At 38.3% G+C, this 20,305-nt stretch carries 20 protein-coding genes, 1 tRNA gene and 1 pseudogene; 18 read left to right on the top strand and 4 right to left on the bottom strand.

What is annotated here, in order from left to right:
• The first annotated feature begins 16 nt into the window (after positions 1-16).
• The 7 genes from F948_RS02725 to miaE are packed head-to-tail and all read left to right on the top strand — an operon-like array spanning position 17 to position 4,480.
• Complete coding sequence (locus F948_RS02725; protein WP_004959732.1) at positions 17-397, top strand: DUF4845 domain-containing protein; 381 nt, start codon at positions 17-19, stop codon at positions 395-397.
• Positions 363-1,061: a ribonuclease III gene (gene rnc, locus F948_RS02720; protein WP_004913454.1), complete on the top strand. Its 699-nt coding sequence runs from the start codon at positions 363-365 to the stop codon at positions 1,059-1,061. The genes F948_RS02725 and rnc overlap by 35 nt, the downstream gene beginning before the upstream one ends.
• A 4-nt stretch (positions 1,062-1,065) precedes the next feature.
• Entirely contained in the window at positions 1,066-2,091 is a 1,026-nt protein-coding gene (gene era / locus F948_RS02715) for a GTPase Era (RefSeq protein WP_004953081.1), read from the top strand.
• Positions 2,092-2,115: 24 nt separating this feature from the next.
• Entirely contained in the window at positions 2,116-2,319 is a 204-nt protein-coding gene (locus tag F948_RS02710; protein WP_004953083.1) for an NF038104 family lipoprotein, read from the top strand.
• Between the two features lie 9 nt (positions 2,320-2,328).
• On the top strand, positions 2,329-3,036 hold the full coding sequence (recO, locus tag F948_RS02705) for a DNA repair protein RecO (protein ID WP_004959730.1): 708 nt from the start codon (positions 2,329-2,331) through the stop codon (positions 3,034-3,036).
• Positions 3,037-3,090: 54 nt separating this feature from the next.
• Positions 3,091-3,819, top strand: coding sequence for a pyridoxine 5'-phosphate synthase (gene pdxJ, locus F948_RS02700; protein ID WP_004913445.1), 729 nt, complete (start codon positions 3,091-3,093; stop codon positions 3,817-3,819).
• A gap of 4 nt (positions 3,820-3,823) precedes the next feature.
• Positions 3,824-4,480, top strand: a complete 657-nt coding sequence (gene miaE, locus F948_RS02695; protein ID WP_004913443.1) for a MiaE family protein — start codon at positions 3,824-3,826, stop codon at positions 4,478-4,480.
• Between the two features lie 98 nt (positions 4,481-4,578).
• On the opposite strand, the gene F948_RS02690 is transcribed toward miaE, so the two are convergent.
• Positions 4,579-4,654 (bottom strand) — tRNA-Asn (locus F948_RS02690).
• A gap of 235 nt (positions 4,655-4,889) precedes the next feature.
• On the opposite strand from F948_RS02690, the gene F948_RS02685 reads away from it, so the two are divergent.
• The gene (locus F948_RS02685) at positions 4,890-5,312 is read left to right on the top strand and encodes a hypothetical protein (RefSeq protein WP_004959728.1); all 423 of its coding nucleotides are present in this window, start codon (positions 4,890-4,892) and stop codon (positions 5,310-5,312) included.
• Positions 5,313-5,371: 59 nt separating this feature from the next.
• Here the strand turns inward: F948_RS02685 and F948_RS02680 are convergent, their stop codons facing one another.
• On the bottom strand, positions 5,372-6,604 hold the full coding sequence (locus tag F948_RS02680) for a pyridoxal phosphate-dependent aminotransferase (protein ID WP_004953091.1): 1,233 nt from the start codon (positions 6,602-6,604) through the stop codon (positions 5,372-5,374).
• Between the two features lie 212 nt (positions 6,605-6,816).
• Here F948_RS02680 and F948_RS02675 point away from each other — a divergent pair, with 212 nt between their 5' ends.
• Positions 6,817-6,999, top strand: coding sequence for a hypothetical protein (locus tag F948_RS02675; protein ID WP_004959726.1), 183 nt, complete (start codon positions 6,817-6,819; stop codon positions 6,997-6,999).
• Positions 7,000-7,068: 69 nt separating this feature from the next.
• Here the strand turns inward: F948_RS02675 and F948_RS02670 are convergent, their stop codons facing one another.
• Positions 7,069-8,700, bottom strand: a complete 1,632-nt coding sequence (locus F948_RS02670) for a S8 family peptidase (RefSeq protein WP_004959723.1) — start codon at positions 8,698-8,700, stop codon at positions 7,069-7,071.
• Positions 8,701-8,960: 260 nt separating this feature from the next.
• Positions 8,961-9,749, bottom strand: a complete 789-nt coding sequence (locus tag F948_RS02665) for an A1S_2505 family phage non-structural protein (protein WP_004959720.1) — start codon at positions 9,747-9,749, stop codon at positions 8,961-8,963.
• Between the two features lie 223 nt (positions 9,750-9,972).
• Here F948_RS02665 and F948_RS16810 point away from each other — a divergent pair.
• The 9 genes and pseudogenes from F948_RS16810 to proB all read left to right on the top strand — a co-directional run bounded on the left by F948_RS16810 (position 9,973) and on the right by proB (position 20,272).
• Positions 9,973-10,666: pseudogene (locus F948_RS16810) on the top strand (SDR family NAD(P)-dependent oxidoreductase).
• Positions 10,667-10,750: 84 nt separating this feature from the next.
• Complete coding sequence (gene uvrB, locus F948_RS02655; RefSeq protein ID WP_004913427.1) at positions 10,751-12,775, top strand: excinuclease ABC subunit UvrB; 2,025 nt, start codon at positions 10,751-10,753, stop codon at positions 12,773-12,775.
• 120 nt (positions 12,776-12,895) lie between these two features.
• Positions 12,896-13,480: a lipocalin family protein gene (locus F948_RS02650; RefSeq protein WP_004953101.1), complete on the top strand. Its 585-nt coding sequence runs from the start codon at positions 12,896-12,898 to the stop codon at positions 13,478-13,480.
• A 103-nt stretch (positions 13,481-13,583) separates the two neighbouring features.
• Positions 13,584-14,531, top strand: a complete 948-nt coding sequence (rarD, locus tag F948_RS02645; RefSeq protein WP_004959709.1) for an EamA family transporter RarD — start codon at positions 13,584-13,586, stop codon at positions 14,529-14,531.
• Positions 14,532-14,780: 249 nt separating this feature from the next.
• A complete protein-coding gene (locus tag F948_RS02640) occupies positions 14,781-16,238 on the top strand; it encodes a glyceraldehyde-3-phosphate dehydrogenase (RefSeq protein ID WP_004959706.1) in 1,458 nt (485 codons plus the stop codon).
• A 128-nt stretch (positions 16,239-16,366) separates the two neighbouring features.
• On the top strand, positions 16,367-17,110 hold the full coding sequence (locus F948_RS02635) for a hypothetical protein (RefSeq protein WP_004959703.1): 744 nt from the start codon (positions 16,367-16,369) through the stop codon (positions 17,108-17,110).
• Entirely contained in the window at positions 17,110-17,790 is a 681-nt protein-coding gene (locus F948_RS02630; protein ID WP_004913418.1) for a hypothetical protein, read from the top strand. Before F948_RS02635 ends, F948_RS02630 begins: the two co-directional genes overlap by 1 nt.
• A gap of 115 nt (positions 17,791-17,905) precedes the next feature.
• On the top strand, positions 17,906-19,123 hold the full coding sequence (gene cgtA / locus F948_RS02625; RefSeq protein WP_004913416.1) for an Obg family GTPase CgtA: 1,218 nt from the start codon (positions 17,906-17,908) through the stop codon (positions 19,121-19,123).
• A 15-nt stretch (positions 19,124-19,138) separates the two neighbouring features.
• Positions 19,139-20,272, top strand: a complete 1,134-nt coding sequence (proB, locus tag F948_RS02620) for a glutamate 5-kinase (protein ID WP_004913414.1) — start codon at positions 19,139-19,141, stop codon at positions 20,270-20,272.
• Positions 20,273-20,305 lie beyond the last annotated feature (33 nt).

Below are 20,305 nucleotides of genomic sequence, written 5' to 3'. Positions count from 1 at the left end.
ACATAGGAAATATAAAATGCGTAAATCTCAGCAAGGGGCTTCGTATATTGCTATTTTATTTGGGGTGGTTCTTTTTGCAATTGCAGTTAAAGCTGCCATTGCGATATGGCCAGCGTATTGGGACGATAAAATCATCAATACTCAAATCGAAGGTGTATTAAAGGATAGTCCAGAAAATATCACACCAGCAAAGTTTGCTCAGCAAATGGATCAACGTCTAGATATGAATGGCGTTCGGGATTTGAGATTTAAAGATGTTGCAATCGTGACTTATAAAGATGATTTAATCGTTAAGAAAAAGTATGAAGTGCGTAAGCCTTTCATGCTTAATATTAGTTTAGTTATGACTTTTGAGAAGACTTTTGACCAAAAATCTGCCAAACAACAAGCTGAATGACGCTCGACTACAGAATCGAATAGGTCATCAGTTTCAACAATTTGATTTGTTAAAACTGGCATTGACTCATCGTTCTGTGAGCCATAAGCATAACTATGAGCGCCTAGAATTTCTAGGCGATTCATTATTAGGGATGATCATCGCTAATTATCTTTATCACACATATCCTAAAGAGAATGAAGGGCGTTTAACGCGAATGCGTGCGACTTTGGTTCGTCAAGAAGCTTTGGGGAAAATTGCGAATGACCTACAGCTGAGTCGGTCATTAATCTTAAGTACAGGTGAGCTTAAATCAGGTGGACATCATCGAGAGTCTATTTTGGCTGATACTGTGGAAGCAATTATTGGTGCGATTTATTTAGATAGTAATGACCTAAATCTACTGCAAAGCATTGTGTTAAAATGGTATGAGCCTTATCTAGATCATATCGAACCGACAGATCAGCTCAAAGATCCGAAATCACGCCTGCAAGAGTATTTACAAGCACGTAAAAAACCTCTCCCAGTTTACGAGGTTGTAGATATTCAAGGTGATGCACCTAACCAACATTTCAAAGTTGAATGCAATGTTGAAGGGATGCCAAAATTTATTGGTGAGGGCTCAAGTCGGCGTTTTGCTGAACAAACTGCAGCAGCCGAAATTTTAAAATTATTGGAGCAATAACCGAATGTCTCATTCAAATGAAAATAAGCCAGATGCAATTGAGTCGCAAGATGGTAATAATTTAATTGATCAGTTCTTTAGCTCGCAAGGGACAACAATTCCTTCCGACTTTAAAAGCGGTTTCGTTGCAATTGTGGGTCGTCCTAATGTTGGTAAATCGACATTAATGAATCACTTGCTAGGTCAAAAGCTTTCGATCACTTCACGTAAGCCACAAACGACACGTCATAAAATTGTCGGTATTGATTCACGTGAGAAATCTCAGGCTGTATTTGTAGATACGCCTGGGATGCACAAAAAAGAAGTGCGTGCGATTAATAAAATGATGAATCGTGCTGCACATTCAGCATTACGAGATGTGAATCTAGTTTTATTTGTGGTCGATGCTCAAAAATGGACTCAAAATGATGAGTTGGTTTTAGAGAAACTTAAGAATGCAGAAATGCCAGTTATTCTGGTGATCAATAAGCTAGATACTTTTGAGAATAAGAATGAAGCGCTACCGTTAATTCGTGAGCGTGCAAAATTAATGGACTTCGCTGAAATTGTTCCAGTGTCGGCACTACGTGGTGCTAATCTAGAACATTTGCGGGACACTATTGAAAAATATTTGCCTTATCAAGCCCCTTTATATTCATTAGACCAAATTACCGATCGTTCTGAACGCTTTCTTGCGAGTGAAATTATTCGTGAGAAAATTATGCGTCAGTTGGGCGAAGAACTTCCGTATGATTTAACGGTACAAATTGAATCATTTAAAACAGAAGAAGCAACAGTAAATGAAAAAACTGGTCGTCTAAAGCCACCTTGTACTTATATTGATGCAACGATTTTTGTGGAGCGCCAAGGTCAAAAAGCAATTGTAATTGGAGACAAAGGTGCGAAACTAAAAAGTATTGGTATGGATGCACGTACAGACATGGAAAAAATGTTTGAACAAAAGATCATGTTGACGCTTTGGGTGAAAGTTAAAGGCGGATGGTCTGATGATGAGCGTGCGCTCAAAAGCTTGGGTTATAGTGATATCTAAGCAATAATGTACAAGGAAACAGGTATGAAAAAATCAATACATGTATTTGCTATCCTGATGTGTGTATTCATGTTACAAGGTTGTATTCACAAACTTGTAACCGTACCTGTTAAAGTTGCCTACAAGACTACTAAAGGTGTGGTAAAAGGAACTGCTGTTGTAGTTGGTGCAGTCATTCCTGATGGTGATGATGAAGAGCAGAAAGACAATGAGGAAGACAAGGACTGATCTTGTCATATGATGCGCAATGAAGTTCTACATGGTTATTTAATTCACCATCGTAAATACCGTGAAAAAAGTCATATTGTGCATTTGTTTACACAAGAATGTGGACGCGTGGATGGAATTTTAAGGCAAACGCCTCCTCCACAATACCAGCCAATTCGCTTACAAGCTTCAGGTAAGTCGGAACTCAAAAATTTCACTAAATTAGAAATTCTAAATCAGCCTGTTTTTTTTCATGGAGATGCTTTTTTTGCTGGATTTTATTTAAATGAAATTTTATTGCGTTTATGTCCCCTAGAAGAAGCCATGTCGCAAACTTTTCAACAATACCAAGTGATATTGTTGCAGTTACAACAATTAGCTTCACATCCGCAAGCCTCAGTATTTTTGAAACAGATTTTACGTAAATTTGAACATGTTCTATTGCAAGAACTTGGTTATGCAATAGATTTTTCGATTGATGCAAATCAACAAGAAATTCTTGCTTTTCAGCATTACCAATTTCAACTGAATGATGGTTTTATGCCTGTTGCGCAAGCATCTAGATCTACGTTAGAAGGACGTTTAATCGCATCGATGCAAAGTTATGAGCTTGGACAGGATTTTGCTAACGAGCAATTGCAATTATTGAGTAAACTATATCGTCAGATGATTAGCGCATTATTGGGCGATCGCCCTTTAAAAAGTCGGCAATTGTGGATTCAAAATACTCAATCTTAATTCTCTTGAGGCAGTATCTGAGCTGCTTTGTGTAATAACCTATAGGATATTTTTATGGCTGCAATATTGGGTGTAAATATTGATCATGTTGCGACATTAAGACAAGCACGTGGTACTACTTATCCTGATCCAGTTCAAGCTGCTTTAATCTGTGAAGAAGCAGGCGCTGAGGGGATCACTTTGCATTTGCGTGAAGACCGTCGTCATATACAAGATGATGATGTTCGTCGGATGCGTCCTTTATTGAAAACGCGTATGAATCTTGAATTGGCAGTTACCGATGAAATGGTTGAGTTTGCCAAAGAAATCAAACCACAACATGTATGTTTTGTTCCAGAGCGTCGCCAAGAAGTAACGACTGAAGGTGGCTTGGATGTGGTAGGTCATTTTGATAAAGTCAAAGCGGCTACTGAGGCACTCAAAGCGATTGGTAGTGATGTTTCTTTATTTATTGATGCTGATTTTGCTCAAATTGATGCTGCAGTAGCATGCGGTGCTCCAACCATTGAGATTCATACGGGTGCTTATGCTGATGCTGAAACTGAAGCAGAACAACATGCTGAATTGGAACGCATTATCAAAGGTGCTGAATATGCAGCAGCTAAAGGGCTGGTTGTGAATGCAGGACATGGTTTGAACCTAAATAATGTTGCACCCATTGCTGCGATTCCACAAATTCATGAACTCAATATTGGGCACTCAATTATTGCGGATAGTATATTTGTAGGTTTAGCCCAAGCAGTCAAAGATATGAAAGCAGCAATTCAGGCAGCTGAGAGATAATTGGATGAGCAATTTAAATTACGATGAGTTAATGCAACCTGTTATTGATTTCTTAGGGTGTACGACTCCTCAAGCTTGGTTAGATGAAGCTGTTAATCACTTAGATATCTTAATGCAAGACCATGCGAATTGTGAAAAAAAGGCTGCGGGAACAGCGATGAACTTAATGTTCCGTTATAGTTTCTTTACTGACCTGCAAGTAAAGTTAGCACAATTAGTTCGTGAAGAAATGCTGCACTATGAGCAAGTGTTGGAGTTTATGACTAAACGTGGTTTAGAATGGAAAGGCTTAAGTGCGGGGCGGTATGCAGGGGAATTACGCAAAGAAATTCGTACTTATGAACCTGAAGCTTTGATTGATGTGATGATCATTGGTGCATTCGTTGAGGCACGTTCTTGTGAGCGATTTTATTCACTAGCACCGAAGGTTGATGATGAGTTAGGGCGTTATTATCGATATCTGCTTAAATCAGAGTCTCGTCATTTTGAAGATTATTTAGCGCTGGCTTTAGATGTAGCTAAAACAGCAAAATTGAAAGACCCTGAAGAGAATATTCAGAAGCGTATTGATCATATACGTGAGGTTGAAAAGAATTTAATTTTAAGCCCAGATGATACTTTCCGTTTTCATAGTGGCGTTCCTGCAAATATTGCCGCTTAAAAAATGAATTGATCAAGATGCCTCTAGAAATAGGGGCATTTAAATTTTATATCTGCAATAAAAAAAGCCTTTATCAAAGATAAAGGCTTTTTGAATCTTGGCTCTCCCACCTGGGCTCGAACCAGGGACCTGCGGATTAACAGTCCGTCGCTCTACCGACTGAGCTATGGGAGAATCTGAGTGCCATTATAGGCGGCTTTTAAAATCGGTCAAGCGAAAAACATCAAGTTTCTTATATTTTGATGTTGGATGCTTTTTATTTGCACAGTTGAGCAAAGTCTATAAAAAAAACTTGAATTTTGATGAGGCTGTTGTTAGATTTTGATTTAACAAAAGTGTTTAGATCAGTCTAAACAGTGTGGATTTAACCCAACTTGCCAGCACTAAAATGGCTAAATCGGAGGTCGAAATGACTACTCTTCGTATTGAATCTATTTTTTCTAATTTTTCTTTCTATAAGCAAAATTATCTCAATATAATTAATGATCCTTCCCAATATTATCAAGTCGTAGAAAGTGCAAATATTCATTTCGCAAGTTTTAGTGATGAGCGCTTATATTTAGGTGATTTATTACAACTTTGGTTAAGTGATAAATGGACGGAGCATCAGCTTAAGACCTTAACAAAATCGCATTATTTGTTGCCAACACAAGATGGGGTAAACGGTCAAAATTCTTTATTTCTTTTCGCTTTTAAAAAGCATAGTTTATTTAAACAAGCCTATGCCTATGCTTGGAATACTTTAGAAAATAAAGTCCAAGAAATTGCTTTGAACGAAAGTTTCCCTTTCTATTGTCATTATTTGACATTAAGTCGTCCAAAACGGGTTTAATATTTCTGAAATAAAAAAGACCTGTACAAGACAGGTCTTTTTTATTTGTTTTTTAGGATTTAAGCTGTTTTCTCTGCTTCAATAGAAGCAATTGCTGCATCAACGCCTTCGATTGAATCAGCAGCATTTTTAATACGCGTTAGAGCGTCCACCAACACTTCATCAGCAGTTGCGTATGAAATACGCATAAAGCCACCTAAACCAAATGCATCACCTGGTACAACTGCTACACCAGTTTCTTCGAGCAACCATTCAGAAAACTCTGTACAAGATTTTAAGCCTTTAGCACGAATCAATGGGCGAATGTTTGCGTATGCGTAGAATGCACCATCTGCTGGTAAGCAAGAAATACCTTTGATTTCATTCAGACCATTTACAACCAAATCATGGCGACGCTTAAATGCTTCAATCATCGGTTGAAGGACATCTTGTGGACCATTTAATGCGGCTTCAGCTGCAACTTGTGAAATTGAAGTTGGGTTCGATGTAGATTGTGATTGAATGTTTTTCATCGCACCGATTAGTTTTGCTGGACCTGCAGCATAACCAATACGCCAGCCTGTCATTGCATAAGCTTTAGATACGCCATTGAGTACGATAGTACGGTCATATAAATCAGGAGCAATCGTCGCGATGTTGTAGAATTCATCTTCCCAGCGGATTGGTTCATACATATCATCTGATGCAATTAAAACTTGCGGATGACGGCGTAGAACGTCAGCAAGAGCTTCTAACTCAGCTTTGGTATAAATCATACCTGTTGGGTTTGAAGGACTGTTAAGTACCAACAAACGAGTATTTGGTGTGATCGCAGCTTCCAATTGTTCAGGTGTGATTTTGAAGCGTTGTTCTTCACCACATTTTACAATCACTGGTGTACCTTCAGCGATGATCACCATATCTGGATAACTTACCCAAAATGGTGCAGGGATGATGACTTCATCACCTTTATTTAAGAGCGCAAGAGCCAAATTAAAGAAACTTTGCTTACCACCACAAGATACTAAAATCTGGTTAGGTTGATAATCTAAATTGTTATCACGTTTTAATTTCGCAATAATCGCCTTTTTTAAGCTTGGAGTGCCGTCAACTGCTGTGTATTTTGTAAAGCCTTTGTTAATCGCTTCAATTGCTGCATCTTTGATGTGTTGAGGTGTATCAAAGTCTGGTTCGCCTGCACCTAAACCAATCACGTTTTTACCAGCAGCTTTAAGCTCTGCAGCTTTATTCGTCACTGCTAGTGTAGGGGACGGTTTGATAGCATTTACACGATCAGATAGACGTACGTCCACGGCATTATTCCTTCTTATGGGATTAAAAAATAAAAAGCATTATATTTTAGCTCAAATAAGCTGAGGTGTGGTCGAAAGTTGCCTTAATCGAATAAAAAGTTACCAAATACTGGAGATTTATAGGATTTTGTTTTTTACATATTTTATTTTTATCAAAATATCAAAAATCCTTTACAATAGCCGCTAGAAATTTAGATTTCGAGAGAATTTTAATGAGTACGCAACGACCAAAAGCCAAAAAAGCTTTGGTGAAATTACCTTTCCCGATGCCATCTGCGCAAGATGACTCAGATGAGCAGTCAACACACAATCAGGTGAGACCAAAACCTGAGCAGTATGCTGATCGTACTTGGATGCCACCACGTGGCACACGTCGCTCAATGGGCAAGCGTTAATCAAGTCACAGTGTGATTGAAATAAAAAACCTCGCAGCTTGCGAGGTTTTTTTATAATGGTTCTATCTATTAACGATAAATGGTAACTGAGCTTACGATATTACTACTAGAAGCGTAAGTCATATTAGTACCTGAAATATTTTTGACGCTGTATTTGGTATTGCTCGTAAATCGGCTGATATTACCACTGTTCAATTGGCATTGACCTTGTGAATTTGTCGTGCAATTTACTGATGTTCCTCCAACACTAAAACCTCCACTTACTGTCGCATTTGCGATTGGTAAATTGTTTGAATCAGTCACAGTTGCGATGACATTAGCGCGCCATGTTCCTAACTTTGAAACGATTACAGAAGAACCAGTTAATTGGCTAATTCTAACAATTGAAGTCGGAGTAGTCGGCTGAGTTACGCTCGACACAGTGTTGTAAAGAAGCTTATTTGGACTACCAGCAACGTTTAATACAACATTCGCAGTAGCAGAACTGAGTAACTGAGTTGTTATTGTTTGAACAGTAGTTGTAGGGGAGCTTTCTAATAAAGTTGCAACGACACCAGCCACATGAGGTGATGCCATCGACGTACCATTTAAATTGGCTGTCGCTGTGTTGCTACCAATCCATGCTGATGCAATATTGCTACCTGGTGCAAATAAGTCTACGCAGTTTCCGTAGTTTGAATAACTTGCACGATTATCACTACTGTCCGTTGCTGCAACTGTAATTGCTTTTGCCGCTCGTGCAGGTGAGCTATTACACGCATCGGTATTTGAATTACCTGCAGCGACCACAGTAATGAAACCGTTATTCACGAGATTATCAACAGCAGTATCTAATGTACTGTATGCACTACCACCCAGTGACATATTCACTACAGCGGGTTTGCGACCATTTTGAATAATCCAGTCTAAACCTGATATGACGCCGCTCATCGCACCAGAGCCATTACAGTCTAGAACGCGCACTGGAGTGATAAGACTATTTTTAGCTACACCATATGTGGTGCCTGCTAAAGTTCCAGCTACATGTGTGCCATGACCATCACAATCTTCTGTCCCTCGACCATCATTGATCGCACTAAAACCATTTTGAATTCTGCCTGTAAATTCCTGATGTGTTGACAAGATTCCTGTGTCTACAACATAGGCATTAACACCTGCACCAGTATTTTCATAACTGAAGCTTTTGCTGAGTGGTAGATTGGTTTGATCAATTCGATCCAAGCCCCATGAAGGATTTGACTGAGTGGTTAGATTGGTTTGTATGACAGCATCTTGCTCAATAAAATTAACCTGAGGATTTCTTTGCATTGCCTGAATAAATTGCTCACTTGCTGTTTCAGGAATACTGATCGCAAAGCCGCGAACTGCTTTTGAATAAACAAATAGAATTTTTCCACCAAATTGTTGAGCGATATTTTTGGCAGCTGTACTCGGTAACTCAGATAATGGATTCAAAACCACAATATATTGATTTTTAATCGGTGTATTTGAATTTGTTGGGGCTTGAATCGTGCTTTTTAATTTGGGCGTTGCGACTGATAATGGAGTTGTAGATAGAGAGTTTGTTGTACTTTGATTGATCGAGTTGGTTTTAACTGGAGCAGTTGGATTTGTATTGCTTTGATTAAACGCAGCATAACTTAAAGCCATGATCGAAATTGCAGATGTTGCAACAATAAATTTACGAGATTGAGCTTTCATTCAGATGTCCCTATTGATTAAGTTTAATCACACAATCTGATCCTTATTATGTGTGCTTTTTATTCATCAGATGTTGATTATAGGCGGATAAAGTATGAAAGAAATAAGTCAGTGTGATGAAAGCTAAAATTTTTTGTAATAATATTGATGTAAATCAAATATACACAAAGCAATGTGTATCAGTTATCAAATAGAGAACCATGTAAACCAAATCTTGTATTTGTAATTGTTGTGGGATTTGGTTTAGCTGATCTTATCAATTAACGATTTACACTATGATCAATTTGGATATCTCCATTCCATAGGTGAATGAAGTCATCTTCATCAAATTCGTATAGTTCCATCAATGCAATAATCGTCCCAATGAAAATCATCGGTTTTTCGTCATTTTCATCAAAATTAAATAAGCTAGATAAATGTTTGAGCGTATCGTTAATTTCATATTCACGACCACGATCATACCGATCACATGGGTACATCGGTTCTTTTAAAATTTGTAATGCAATTTGTTGCTGTTCAGGTGACAACGAAGTCGTGTTGAGAGCTTCTTCATAAGATTCATAACCGTATTCATCAAAAAAAATAACTTCATTTTTGATAAAAGCTTTCACCCATTCTTGAGTCAATGTTGGGAAAAGTCTTTTGCGGTCAGGTTCTAAATAGGGTTTGAAGGATTGTGGGAAAATCACATTATTTGAAATGCCTTCAAACAATGGTGCAATTTCCGAAAATTTATAACCCGCACTTCCACATCCAAGAGCAGTCACAAAATACTTCATTTTGGGATGATTTTTCGTATAAATTTTAAAATCATTAACGTAATGTTCGATCTGTGTAAGAGGCATTTGTTGCAAATGTTCATTGAGCGTTGGAATAGCAAAACTTTGACCAGCCCAACCACGACCAACACCTTTTACCGCCGCAAAATGTTGTGCAGCTATACGTGCAGCTCCAGTATCATGAATACCTGCTAAATTACTTCCAAAAACAAAAACAGTGTCTTCTGGAAGCTCTGTAATGATTGTTTCGTCATGGTATTGATATGTCATTGGAATTCGTATTTTGCGTTGTCGTTGCAACCATGTTGCTATTGATTTGTAATAGGGTCAAGTAAAAAAATATTTAATTGTTATGCTAAGAATTTCAAATTCTTAAGTGCCTTTTTTATTTCAAATCAGTTAAGGGAATTGCGATAAAATTCTCGTGACATGAAATTCACATCTTATTGTCTAAGCTCAAGTTTGAAAAATGATTAATCTTTAGGTGATCCAAATGAGTATCGTTGTTGCTGGGGCTTCAGGTGGAATTGGTCATGCACTTTTTAAACAGTTAATTCATCAACCTACAAAGCAAGTTTATGCTATTAGTCGCCAGAAGCTTAGAGAATGTGATTTACAAGCTGACTTGTCAGACCCAGATCAAATAGACCATGTACGAGAATTTTTGGATCATATTCAGGTTTCAGAAATTTATTGTTGTGCAGGTGTGCTGCATGAAGATATTAATATGCCTGAGAAAATGTTAAGTCAAATTCGAGATGAATGGATTTATAAATCTTTGTCACAAAACGTAATGACTCATGTCCATCTTGCACAAGCCTTAGCCCCAATTCTAAATAAAAAATTATGATCTAAAATGGCTCTCCTTGTCGGCTAAAGTCGGGAGTTTGGAGGATAATAGCTTAGGAGGTTGGTATAGCTATAGAATGACCAAAGCTGCATTGAATATGTTCATTAAAAATTTAAGTATCGAGTGGGCACGTAAATCCTCAAATATTCTCGTGGCAAGTATTCATCCAGGAACAACGGATTCAGAATTATCTAAACCATTCCAACGCAATATTTCACCAGAAAAATTATATACTGCTGAGCAAACTGCCGATCGATTAATTGCCGTGATGAACAACTTATCTAAACATCAGCATGGGAAATTATTAAATTGGGATGGGCAGTTGTTACCTTATTAATAAAATGCAACTAAACTTGAAAAGCAGCAACTAGCCCAGATTGATTTGTTAAACTATTTTTAAATTTTATCAAAGAGTGTGCTTGTGAGCGAAAATCAACCTTTCGACTTAGTGACAAATTACCAACCCGCGGGAGATCAACCACAGGCGATTGAAAAATTAGTCAAAGGAATTGAGCAAGGTTTTCGCAATCAATTGTTGTTAGGGGTAACAGGTTCTGGAAAAACCTATACGATGGCAAATGTGATTGCTCAAACACAACGCCCAACCATCGTCATGGCACATAACAAAACCCTAGCAGCACAGCTTTATGGAGAATTTAAAGCCTTTTTTCCAAATAATGCGGTTGAGTACTTTGTAAGTTATTACGATTATTATCAACCTGAAGCTTATGTTCCTTCTTCAGATACGTTTATTGAAAAAGACTCAGCGATCAATGATCACATCGATCAGATGCGACTTTCTGCAACTCGTGCATTATTAGAACGCAGAGATGCAATTATTGTTGCTTCAGTATCGGCGATTTATGGTTTGGGTGATCCAAATGCTTATATGCAAATGCTATTGCATATCGTGCAAGGGGATCGCGTCAGTCGAGATGACATTATTCGTCGTCTAGTTGAAATGCAATATACACGCAACGAGTTAGAGTTTTTACGCGGTACTTATCGAATCCGTGGTGAAATTATTGATATTTTTCCTGCTGAATCTGATCAAGATGCCATTCGCGTTGAACTGTTTGATGATGAGGTTGACTCGATTCGATGGTTTGATCCTTTGACAGGTAAATTGGTGCGTAAAGTTCCTCGTGTAACAATCTATCCGAAAAGTCATTATGTAACACCAAAAGATCATCTAACCCGTGCGATTGATACGATTAAAGATGAATTAAAAGATCAGCTTAAATTTTTCAAAGACAATGATAAATTGCTCGAAGCTCAACGTATTGAGCAACGTACACGCTATGATTTAGAAATGATGCAACAGCTCGGGTATACCAACGGGATTGAGAATTACTCACGTCATCTTTCAGGTCGAGGAGCAGGCGAAGCACCACCTACCTTGTTTGATTATATTCCTGAAGATGCTTTGCTGATTATTGATGAATCGCATGTAACAGTTCCTCAAATTGGGGCGATGTACAAAGGAGACCGCTCGCGCAAAGAGAACTTAGTGAATTACGGTTTCCGTTTACCGAGTGCTTTGGATAACCGTCCTATGAAATTTGAAGAGTGGGAGCGCATTGTTCCGACGACGGTATTTGTCAGTGCAACACCAGCGCAATACGAGTTGGAAAAGTCAGAACAAATTGTTGAGCAGGTGGTTCGTCCTACAGGGTTAATTGATCCTGAAATTGAAGTACGTCCAGTATTGACGCAAGTGGATGATGTTTTATCTGAGATTAATATTCGTAAACAAGTCAATGAACGTGTCCTTGTGACCACACTGACCAAGCGAATGGCTGAAGATTTAACTTCATATCTAAAAGAGTATGGTGTCAAGGTAGCTTATCTGCATTCTGATATTGATACGGTTGAGCGTGTAAAGATTATTCATGAATTACGCACAGGTGTGCATGATGTACTGGTTGGGATCAACTTGTTGCGTGAAGGTTTGGATATGCCAGAAGTCTCTTTAGTCGCTATTTTAGATGCGGATAAAGAAGGGTTCTTGCGTTCAGAACGGTCATTGATTCAAACTATTGGTCGTGCGGCTCGTAATGTGAAGGGTAAAGCAATTTTATATGCTGATCGCATTACTGATTCTATGCGTAAGGCTATGGATGAGACTGAGCGTCGTCGCAATAAGCAAATCGAGTTCAATGAGCTTCACGGTATTACACCACGCAGTGCTGTGCGACAAACCATTAAAGAAATTGATACTGGCGAAGTGCTCAGTGATGATGAGATCGATGAAAAAGTGCTTGAGCAAGCTCAGTCAATCAGTGCTGATGAGCAACACTTACTCTCTGATCCAAAGTTATTTGCAAAACATATTTCTAAATTGGAAAAGGAAATGTTAAAAGCATCGAAAGAGTTACAGTTTGAGCAAGCAGCTCGATTACGTGATGAGATTGTTCGAATGAAAGCGCATATGTTGCAGTCATAATTGTGGAGATAAATCCTGTTAGATGATACATATCGCAACAGTTTTTGTTTATAAATTGGGCTATGTTACTAAGCTAACTATATGACTATTTATAACAAATTTCTGTTTTGAGGATTTCCCATGCCATTTATTAAAACTTTTCCAAAAGCGAGTTGGCGACTAGCTAAAATTGCAGTGGGTGGTGTTGTTCTAACAGGTTTGGCTGCCGGCACAATTGCATATGCTCAAACAAAGCCTTTAGCAACTGTTGATAAGGTGGAGTTGGATAAGTATTTGGGAGTATGGTATGAAGTTGCACGCAAACCTATGTTCTTTGAACGTAAATGTGCCTACAACGTTTCAGCGACTTATACACTTAACGAAAATGGCAATATTGTTGTTGATAATAAATGTTATGACAAAGATGGAAATTTACAGCAAAGTATAGGTGAAGCCTTTGTCGTAAATGCTCCATTTAACACAAAATTAAGTGTGAGTTTTTTACCAGAAGGTGTTCGATGGGTTCCTTTAGCACGAGGTGACTACTGGATTTTGAAATTGGATGAAGAATATCAAACAGTTTTAGTTGGTGAGCCGAGACGTAAATATTTATGGGTATTATCTAGAACCCCTAATCCTAAAAAAGAAACCATCTTGGAATATTTAAACTATGCAAAATCTCTAGGTTTTGATGTTAGCGATGTAATTTTTCCCGACCATCGATAAATAAGTTATACTTATTCGAAACCATGCTTGCATGGTTTTTTTATTTTTATATAGTGGATAAGTCAAGTATTTATTAGAGCGTCTAATAACGCTGAGGTTCAAAATGTTTAAAGGAATAGCCTATTCTATTTTGGCTTCAGTAACGTTCGGTGTTTTATATTTTTATACTCAGTTTTTGGGTGCGTTCGATAGTGAGCAAACCTTTGGTTGGCGTATTATTGCGACATTACCTTTTTTAACTTTATTTATGTGGATGAGTGGCGATTTGGTTCATATCAAATCGATCTTTCATAGAATATTAGCTAAGCCAAGTTTAATTCTATTATTAATAATTACTTCGATACTTACCTCAGCGCAACTTTGGTTATTTTTATGGGGGCCAATGCATGGTCGGGGGTTACAAGTTTCTTTAGGTTATTTCCTGCTTCCTTTGGTTTTAGTGCTAGCGGGAAGTGTTCTCTATGGCGAAAAACTCTCAAAATTTCAGTGGGTCGCAGTTTTTCTAGCTGTATTTGGGGTGGGGCATGAGGTTTGGCGACTGGGAAGTATTGCTTGGGAAACTGCATTTGTAGCGATAGGCTATGCCGCCTATTTTATTTTACGAAAGCAGATACATACCGATAATTTGGGTGGTTTTTGGTGGGATTTATTGTTGATACTGCCAATTGCTATTTTGCTTACACATACAGGAGCAACACCGTATGTGAAGTTTTTAGAGTTTCCAAGTTTATTTTTTGTGGTTATTGGTCTAGGTTTACTTAGTGCAATTGGTCTGGGGAGTTACATTTTAGCTAGTCGATATTTGCCATTAATTATTTTTGGTCTATTGGGCTATTTAGAGCCTGTTTTATTGGCGCTTGTGTCTTTATTACTGAGTGAAAAAATTGGTGCGGAAGAGTGGCTGACTTATATTCCTATTTGGTTGGCAGTATTGGTGCTAATTTTAGAAGGTACTTTACATCTCTTGGAGCAGAAACGACGTCAGAATCAACTTGAGGTCAACCTCAAGCACTACCCCAAACGTATAAAACCAAACGATGAAGTAGAATAATGAAGTAGGTGTAGTTATTTTTGTAAGCTATGAAGATTATGAATGAGCGAATCGATAAGAATAATGCCTGAATACAAATGATTTTCTAATAATCATAAAAATAATTATAGGTATTTTATGAATTTATAGTCAATTGGGACAAAATCTTAGCCCGATTAGCAGCTTTTGATTCAATATTGATGATAATTCTATTACAATTGTGGCGTTTTAAAATTCACGCCCAGTATATATAAATTAGAGGACGTAACTGTGAGCAAAGAAACTATCATTGCCTTACACGCAGAACACCAAGGTCGTTGGAAAAACCGTGAAGAAATCGCGGAACGCATGATTACCTTAATTGGTCAATTATACCGTGAGAAAAATATTGTTGTTTCTGTTTACGGTCGTTCTTTAATTAACCGTTCAGTGATCCAAATTTTAAAAACTCATCGTCGTACACGTATGTTAGACGTTGAGCTTTCAGTTGTTCATACCTTCCCAATCTTGGAAGCGTTGATGAAAGTTGAAAATATTGGTTCTGCAGAAGTTGATATCGGCAAACTTGCTGTTGAATATAAAAATCAAGGTGGTGATGTTGACGCTTTTGTTGCAAACGCTGTTTCTTCTATCCAAGGTAATTCAGAAGCTGCTGAGCCAAAAGATGTTGTGCTTTACGGTTTTGGTCGCATTGGTCGTATCTTAGCGCGTTTAATCATCAGTCAATCTGGTTTAGGTCGTGGCTTAAGTTTAAAAGCGATTGTTGTGCGTAAATCATCTGATGGTGACTTATCAAAACGTGCTTCTTTGTTACGTCGTGATTCAATTCACGGTACATTCGACGGCACAATCTCAGTTGATGAAGAAAACGAAGCAATCATTGCAAATGGTCAATTCATCAAAGTGATTTATGCATCAAGCCCAAGCGAAGTAGATTACACAGCTTACGGTATTGATAATGCTCTTCTTATCGACAACACAGGTAAATGGCGTGATGTTGATGGTTTAAGCCAACACTTACAATGCGCTGGCGTTGCTCGCGTTGTGTTGACTGCACCTGGTAAGGGTGACATGAAGAACGTTGTATTTGGTGTGAACCAAGCTGATATCTTAGATGAAGACAAAATCATCTCAGCAGCAAGCTGTACAACGAATGCAATTACACCTGTATTAAAAGTTTTAGATGACAAATACAAAGTATTAAATGGTCATGTTGAAACAGTTCACTCATTCACTAACGACCAGAACTTGATCGATAACTATCACAAAGCTGATCGTCGTGGTCGTGCAGCTACACTAAACATGGTTATTACTGAAACTGGTGCTGCTAAAGCTGTTGCTAAAGCATTACCAGCACTTAAAGGTAAATTAACTGGTAACTCAGTACGTGTACCTACACCAAACGTTTCTCTTGCGATCTTGAACTTAACGTTAGAGAAAGAAGTGGATCGTGAAGAAGTAAACGAATACATTCGTCAAATTTCGATCAACTCTAATCTACAAGGTCAAATTGGCTATACAAACTCAACTGAGGTTGTATCTAGTGACTTTATCGGTTCTCGTACTGCGGGTGTATTTGATGCGCAAGCAACAATCACTTCTGGTAACCGTTTAACTGCTTATGTTTGGTATGACAACGAAGTGGGTTATAGCTGTCAAGTTTTACGTATTGCTGAACAAATGTGTGGCGTGAGCTATGCAAAAGTTCCTGCTGAAATAAATGCATAATATTTGTTAGTAAAGCTATACAATAAAAGCCCAGTTTAGACTGGGCTTTTTAATTGACTGTACAGAATCTATGCAGATTAAAACATTAAAATAGACGAAAATAATCACAAAGGGATAGGATTACTTCATTGTTGCAGTTTAGACGTTTATTGGCGATATTTGGTCTTATCATTGTTGCAAACCTATGTGGTGTTTATATTGCAATGTGGGTATTTAAACACTTTAATATTTATATACCTTTAAAAGATCAAGATGTTGCGATTGATTTACAAGAACCATTGCAAGTCCGCGTAAAAGTAAAAGATGCACTTAATGTAGATGTTGATGGTCGAGTCAATGCAAAAATCCCAATAGATGAGCAGCTTAATGTTCCTTTAACACAAACACTTACACCAAGAGTTTATTTTGATAATCTCGTACCAATTAGTACAACTATTCCAGTTAAGGAAACGATTCAGGTAAATCAAAATTTACCAATTGATACCAAAGTTCAAGTTAAAATATTAGGTAATGATGTCACGTTGCCATTAAAAGGCACGATTCCATTAAAACTTGCTGTGCCGATAGATATCCAAGTTCCTTTACATCAAAAAGTTCATTTGAAATTTGATGCGCCTGTACGAACAGTGCTTAAAGAAAATCTAAATATTCCTCTAAAAGCACAGCTTGATGCCAATATTCCAATTCAAGGAAAATTAAACGTACCGATTACTTCTGAGTTAAGTGCATCGGTAGATGTGAAAAATACACTTCCTGTAAAAATTGCAGACGGTGAGTTGAAAATTCCACTATCTACAATGTATTTAGATCGTGTGAAAACTCAACCTGTTGATGAGCCTGCATCACCTCATGACGTTAAAATAGGTGAGTAATGGATATCACCAAATCACTTAAAAGTTTATTGATCAGTTTTGTGATTCTCACTACGTTAGTGGCGATTTTATTTTGGTTTTATCTGAATATTCAGGCATCTTTGATTGTATCGGCTGAACAAGCTGATATTCGATTGCCTGAATCTTTAGGAACTAAAATTCAGGTAGGGGAACATTTACGAGTTCGGTCTGAAGGTCAATTACAAACTACTTTAGATATTGATCGCACATTGCAATTGCCGTTAAAAGGAAAATATTTAGCTGATTTGAGTTTTGAAGTTGAAACACCAATTACGGTCAACATTAATTATCAGACGATGTTGAAAGTGGATGAGCTTATGCCTATTGAAACATCCACTGATTTAATTTATCAAAATAAATTATTGCCTAAATTTCCACTCAAATTGAATGTGCCAGTTAAGTTAGACATACCATTTGAATTAAAGCGGACATATACCATTCCAGTTAAAATTGTGTTTGATGGTCCCGTTCATTTTGGATTCGATGAATCGGTTACACTTCCTGTAAAACATCAATTTAAGCCAAGCTTTTATATGAATGATGCTATCAATATGAGTAATATTTCCTCATTCAACGCAATCATGTATAACTCAGTGCAAGACACAAAAGCGAATTTAGATATGAAAATGGATTTGCCATTGAAGAATGTAAAGCCTTAAAGGTAACAAAAAACTCTTTTTTAGCGTTTGATATGCATTTGCTGATTATTCTATTCGAGAAATTTATTAAAATGTGGCAAAATAGTTCGCTTTTAAGATTTTAGAGGATTGGCACATGCGCTTTGTTGATGAAGCAGTCATAACCGTAGAGGCTGGCGACGGTGGCAATGGCGTAGCCAGTTTTCGCCGTGAAAAATTTGTCCCTTTTGGTGGCCCTGATGGGGGCGATGGGGGACGTGGCGGAAGTATATATATTCAAGCCGATGATGATACCAGCACCCTAGTTGATTATCGTTACACACGACGTTTCCGTGCTGAACGTGGTAAGAATGGTTCAGGTGCGAACTGTTCAGGTCGTGGTGGCGAAGACATTATTTTAAAAGTACCTGTTGGTACAACAATCGTAGATACCGAGTCAGGCGACATCATTGGTGATTTAGTTGCTGACGGTCAACGTGTAAAAGTGGCAAACGGTGGTGATGGTGGTTTGGGAAATACTCATTTCAAATCATCTACCAATCGTTCACCACGTAAATGTACACACGGGATCAAAGGTGAGTACCGTGAAGTTCGTTTAGAATTGAAAGTTTTAGCAGATGTAGGTTTACTCGGTATGCCGAATGCTGGTAAATCGACATTTATTCGTGCTGTAAGTGCGGCAAAACCAAAAGTTGCTGACTATCCATTTACAACGATGGTTCCGAATCTTGGTGTTGTAGATGCAGATCGTCATCGTTCATTTGTTATGGCTGATATTCCTGGATTAATCGAAGGTGCAGCTGAAGGTGCAGGGTTAGGGATTCGCTTCTTAAAGCACTTGGCACGTACACGTATTCTTCTGCATATTGTTGATGTACAACCAATTGATGGTTCAGATCCAGCTTATAATGCACGTGCAATTTTAGCTGAATTAGAAAAATTCTCTCCGACATTAGCAAAACTTCCGATTGTTCTTGTATTAAATAAACTTGATCAACTTCCTGAAGAATCGAGAGATGAGTGGTGTCAGCACATTCTAGATGAATTGCAGTGGACTGGTCCTGTATTTAAAACTTCTGGTTTGATGGCAGAAGGTACTAAGGAAGTTGTTTATTACTTAATGGATCAAATCGAGCAACAACGTGAGCGTGAAGTTGAAGATCCAGAGTACGCTGCAGAAATTAAAGCATTACGTGAACAGCTTGAAGCTGAAACGCGTGAACAAACCATCGCAGCAAAAGAAGCATATCGTGCTATGCGTAAGGCTCAGCGTGAAGCTGACTTGGACGATGATGAAGATTTTGATGATGATGAAGATGAAGGCGGCGTAGAAAGTATCTACGTTCGTGATTAGTGAACCGAGGATAAAATGATAGAAGTGGTCGATGGGCAACGTCAGCTCAATGCGTGTAAACGAATCGTTGTTAAAATCGGATCATCTCTACTCACTGCAAATGGTCAAGGTTTAGATCTGAATGCGATCTCCCACTGGGCGAAGCAAATTGCTGATCTACACAATGCCGGACACGAGATCATTCTCGTGTCTTCAGGAGCAGTTGCAGAAGGGATGGTACGCATGAAGCTTGCGAGTCGACCCACTGATCTACCCAGTTTGCAGGCTTGTGCTGCAATTGGTCAAATGGGACTGATTCATACATGGTCTAGCGTACTTGATCAGCATGGTATCCAAACTGCGCAAGTACTCCTTACACATGATGATCTAGCTGACAGACGTCGCTATTTAAACTCATGTGATGCTCTACAGAATTTAATCGATTGGCGAGTCATTCCTGTAATTAATGAGAATGATACGGTATCAACTGACGAAATTCGTTTTGGTGATAATGATACTTTAGCAGCAATGGTTGCGGGGCAAGTTCAGGCTGAATTGTTGATTATTTTGACTGATCAACAAGGGATGTTTGATTCAGATCCACGCAGTAATCCTAATGCTAAATTATTCTCATCTGTTCGTGCATTAGATGACACGCTGTTTGAAATGGCAGGCGGTGGTGGCGTACTTGGTCGTGGTGGTATGGTTACCAAGGTTCGCGCAGCTCGCCTTGCTGCAAAATCTGGTTGTCCAACTTTAATTGCCAGTGGTGAAAGTGAAAATGTACTTGCTCGTTTGATGGCGGGTGAAATGTTGGGCACTTTATTTACGACTGATAATGACCGTGTCACAGCACATCAGCAATGGTTGGCTGCGCATTTGCAAACAGCGGGTCGTTTAGTTATAGATGACGGTGCAGTTGAAGCGATCAAACTTAAACATCGTAGTTTGTTACCTGTAGGTGTCAAGGCGATAGAAGGGCATTTCGATCGCGGTGATGTTGTGGAATGTGTAGATAAGAGTGGCGCTAGAATTGCCGTTGGTCGTGTGAATTTTAGTTCGCGCTCAGCTGAAATGGTTAAGGGACTGTCTTCCGAAAAAGTCTACCAAGTACTTGGTGAAGCACGTTCACTAGAAATGATCCATCGTGATCACATGGCGATTTATTAATTTACTCTGCTGTGTAAAAAGCTCGCTTCAAGC

The organism is Acinetobacter junii CIP 64.5 (assembly GCF_000368765.1).
In the GTDB taxonomy this organism is placed as follows: Bacteria; Pseudomonadota; Gammaproteobacteria; order Pseudomonadales; family Moraxellaceae; genus Acinetobacter; species Acinetobacter junii.
The sequence above is the reverse complement of the archived record's forward strand: the minus strand, read 5'-3'. Positions and strand labels throughout refer to the sequence as shown.

Coding starts and splice junctions, on each gene's coding strand:
- miaE (WP_004913443.1), top strand. CDS start 3,824: ATGAGCAATTTAAATTACGATGAGTTAATGCAACCTGTTATTGATTTC.
- rarD (WP_004959709.1), top strand. CDS start 13,584: ATGTTTAAAGGAATAGCCTATTCTATTTTGGCTTCAGTAACGTTCGGT.
- F948_RS02710 (WP_004953083.1), top strand. CDS start 2,116: ATGAAAAAATCAATACATGTATTTGCTATCCTGATGTGTGTATTCATG.
- F948_RS02675 (WP_004959726.1), top strand. CDS start 6,817: ATGAGTACGCAACGACCAAAAGCCAAAAAAGCTTTGGTGAAATTACCT.
- F948_RS02685 (WP_004959728.1), top strand. CDS start 4,890: ATGACTACTCTTCGTATTGAATCTATTTTTTCTAATTTTTCTTTCTAT.
- recO (WP_004959730.1), top strand. CDS start 2,329: ATGATGCGCAATGAAGTTCTACATGGTTATTTAATTCACCATCGTAAA.
- F948_RS02670 (WP_004959723.1), bottom strand. CDS start 8,700: ATGAAAGCTCAATCTCGTAAATTTATTGTTGCAACATCTGCAATTTCG.
- F948_RS02725 (WP_004959732.1), top strand. CDS start 17: ATGCGTAAATCTCAGCAAGGGGCTTCGTATATTGCTATTTTATTTGGG.
- F948_RS02650 (WP_004953101.1), top strand. CDS start 12,896: ATGCCATTTATTAAAACTTTTCCAAAAGCGAGTTGGCGACTAGCTAAA.
- pdxJ (WP_004913445.1), top strand. CDS start 3,091: ATGGCTGCAATATTGGGTGTAAATATTGATCATGTTGCGACATTAAGA.
- cgtA (WP_004913416.1), top strand. CDS start 17,906: ATGCGCTTTGTTGATGAAGCAGTCATAACCGTAGAGGCTGGCGACGGT.
- F948_RS02630 (WP_004913418.1), top strand. CDS start 17,110: ATGGATATCACCAAATCACTTAAAAGTTTATTGATCAGTTTTGTGATT.
- era (WP_004953081.1), top strand. CDS start 1,066: ATGTCTCATTCAAATGAAAATAAGCCAGATGCAATTGAGTCGCAAGAT.
- F948_RS02665 (WP_004959720.1), bottom strand. CDS start 9,749: ATGACATATCAATACCATGACGAAACAATCATTACAGAGCTTCCAGAA.
- proB (WP_004913414.1), top strand. CDS start 19,139: ATGATAGAAGTGGTCGATGGGCAACGTCAGCTCAATGCGTGTAAACGA.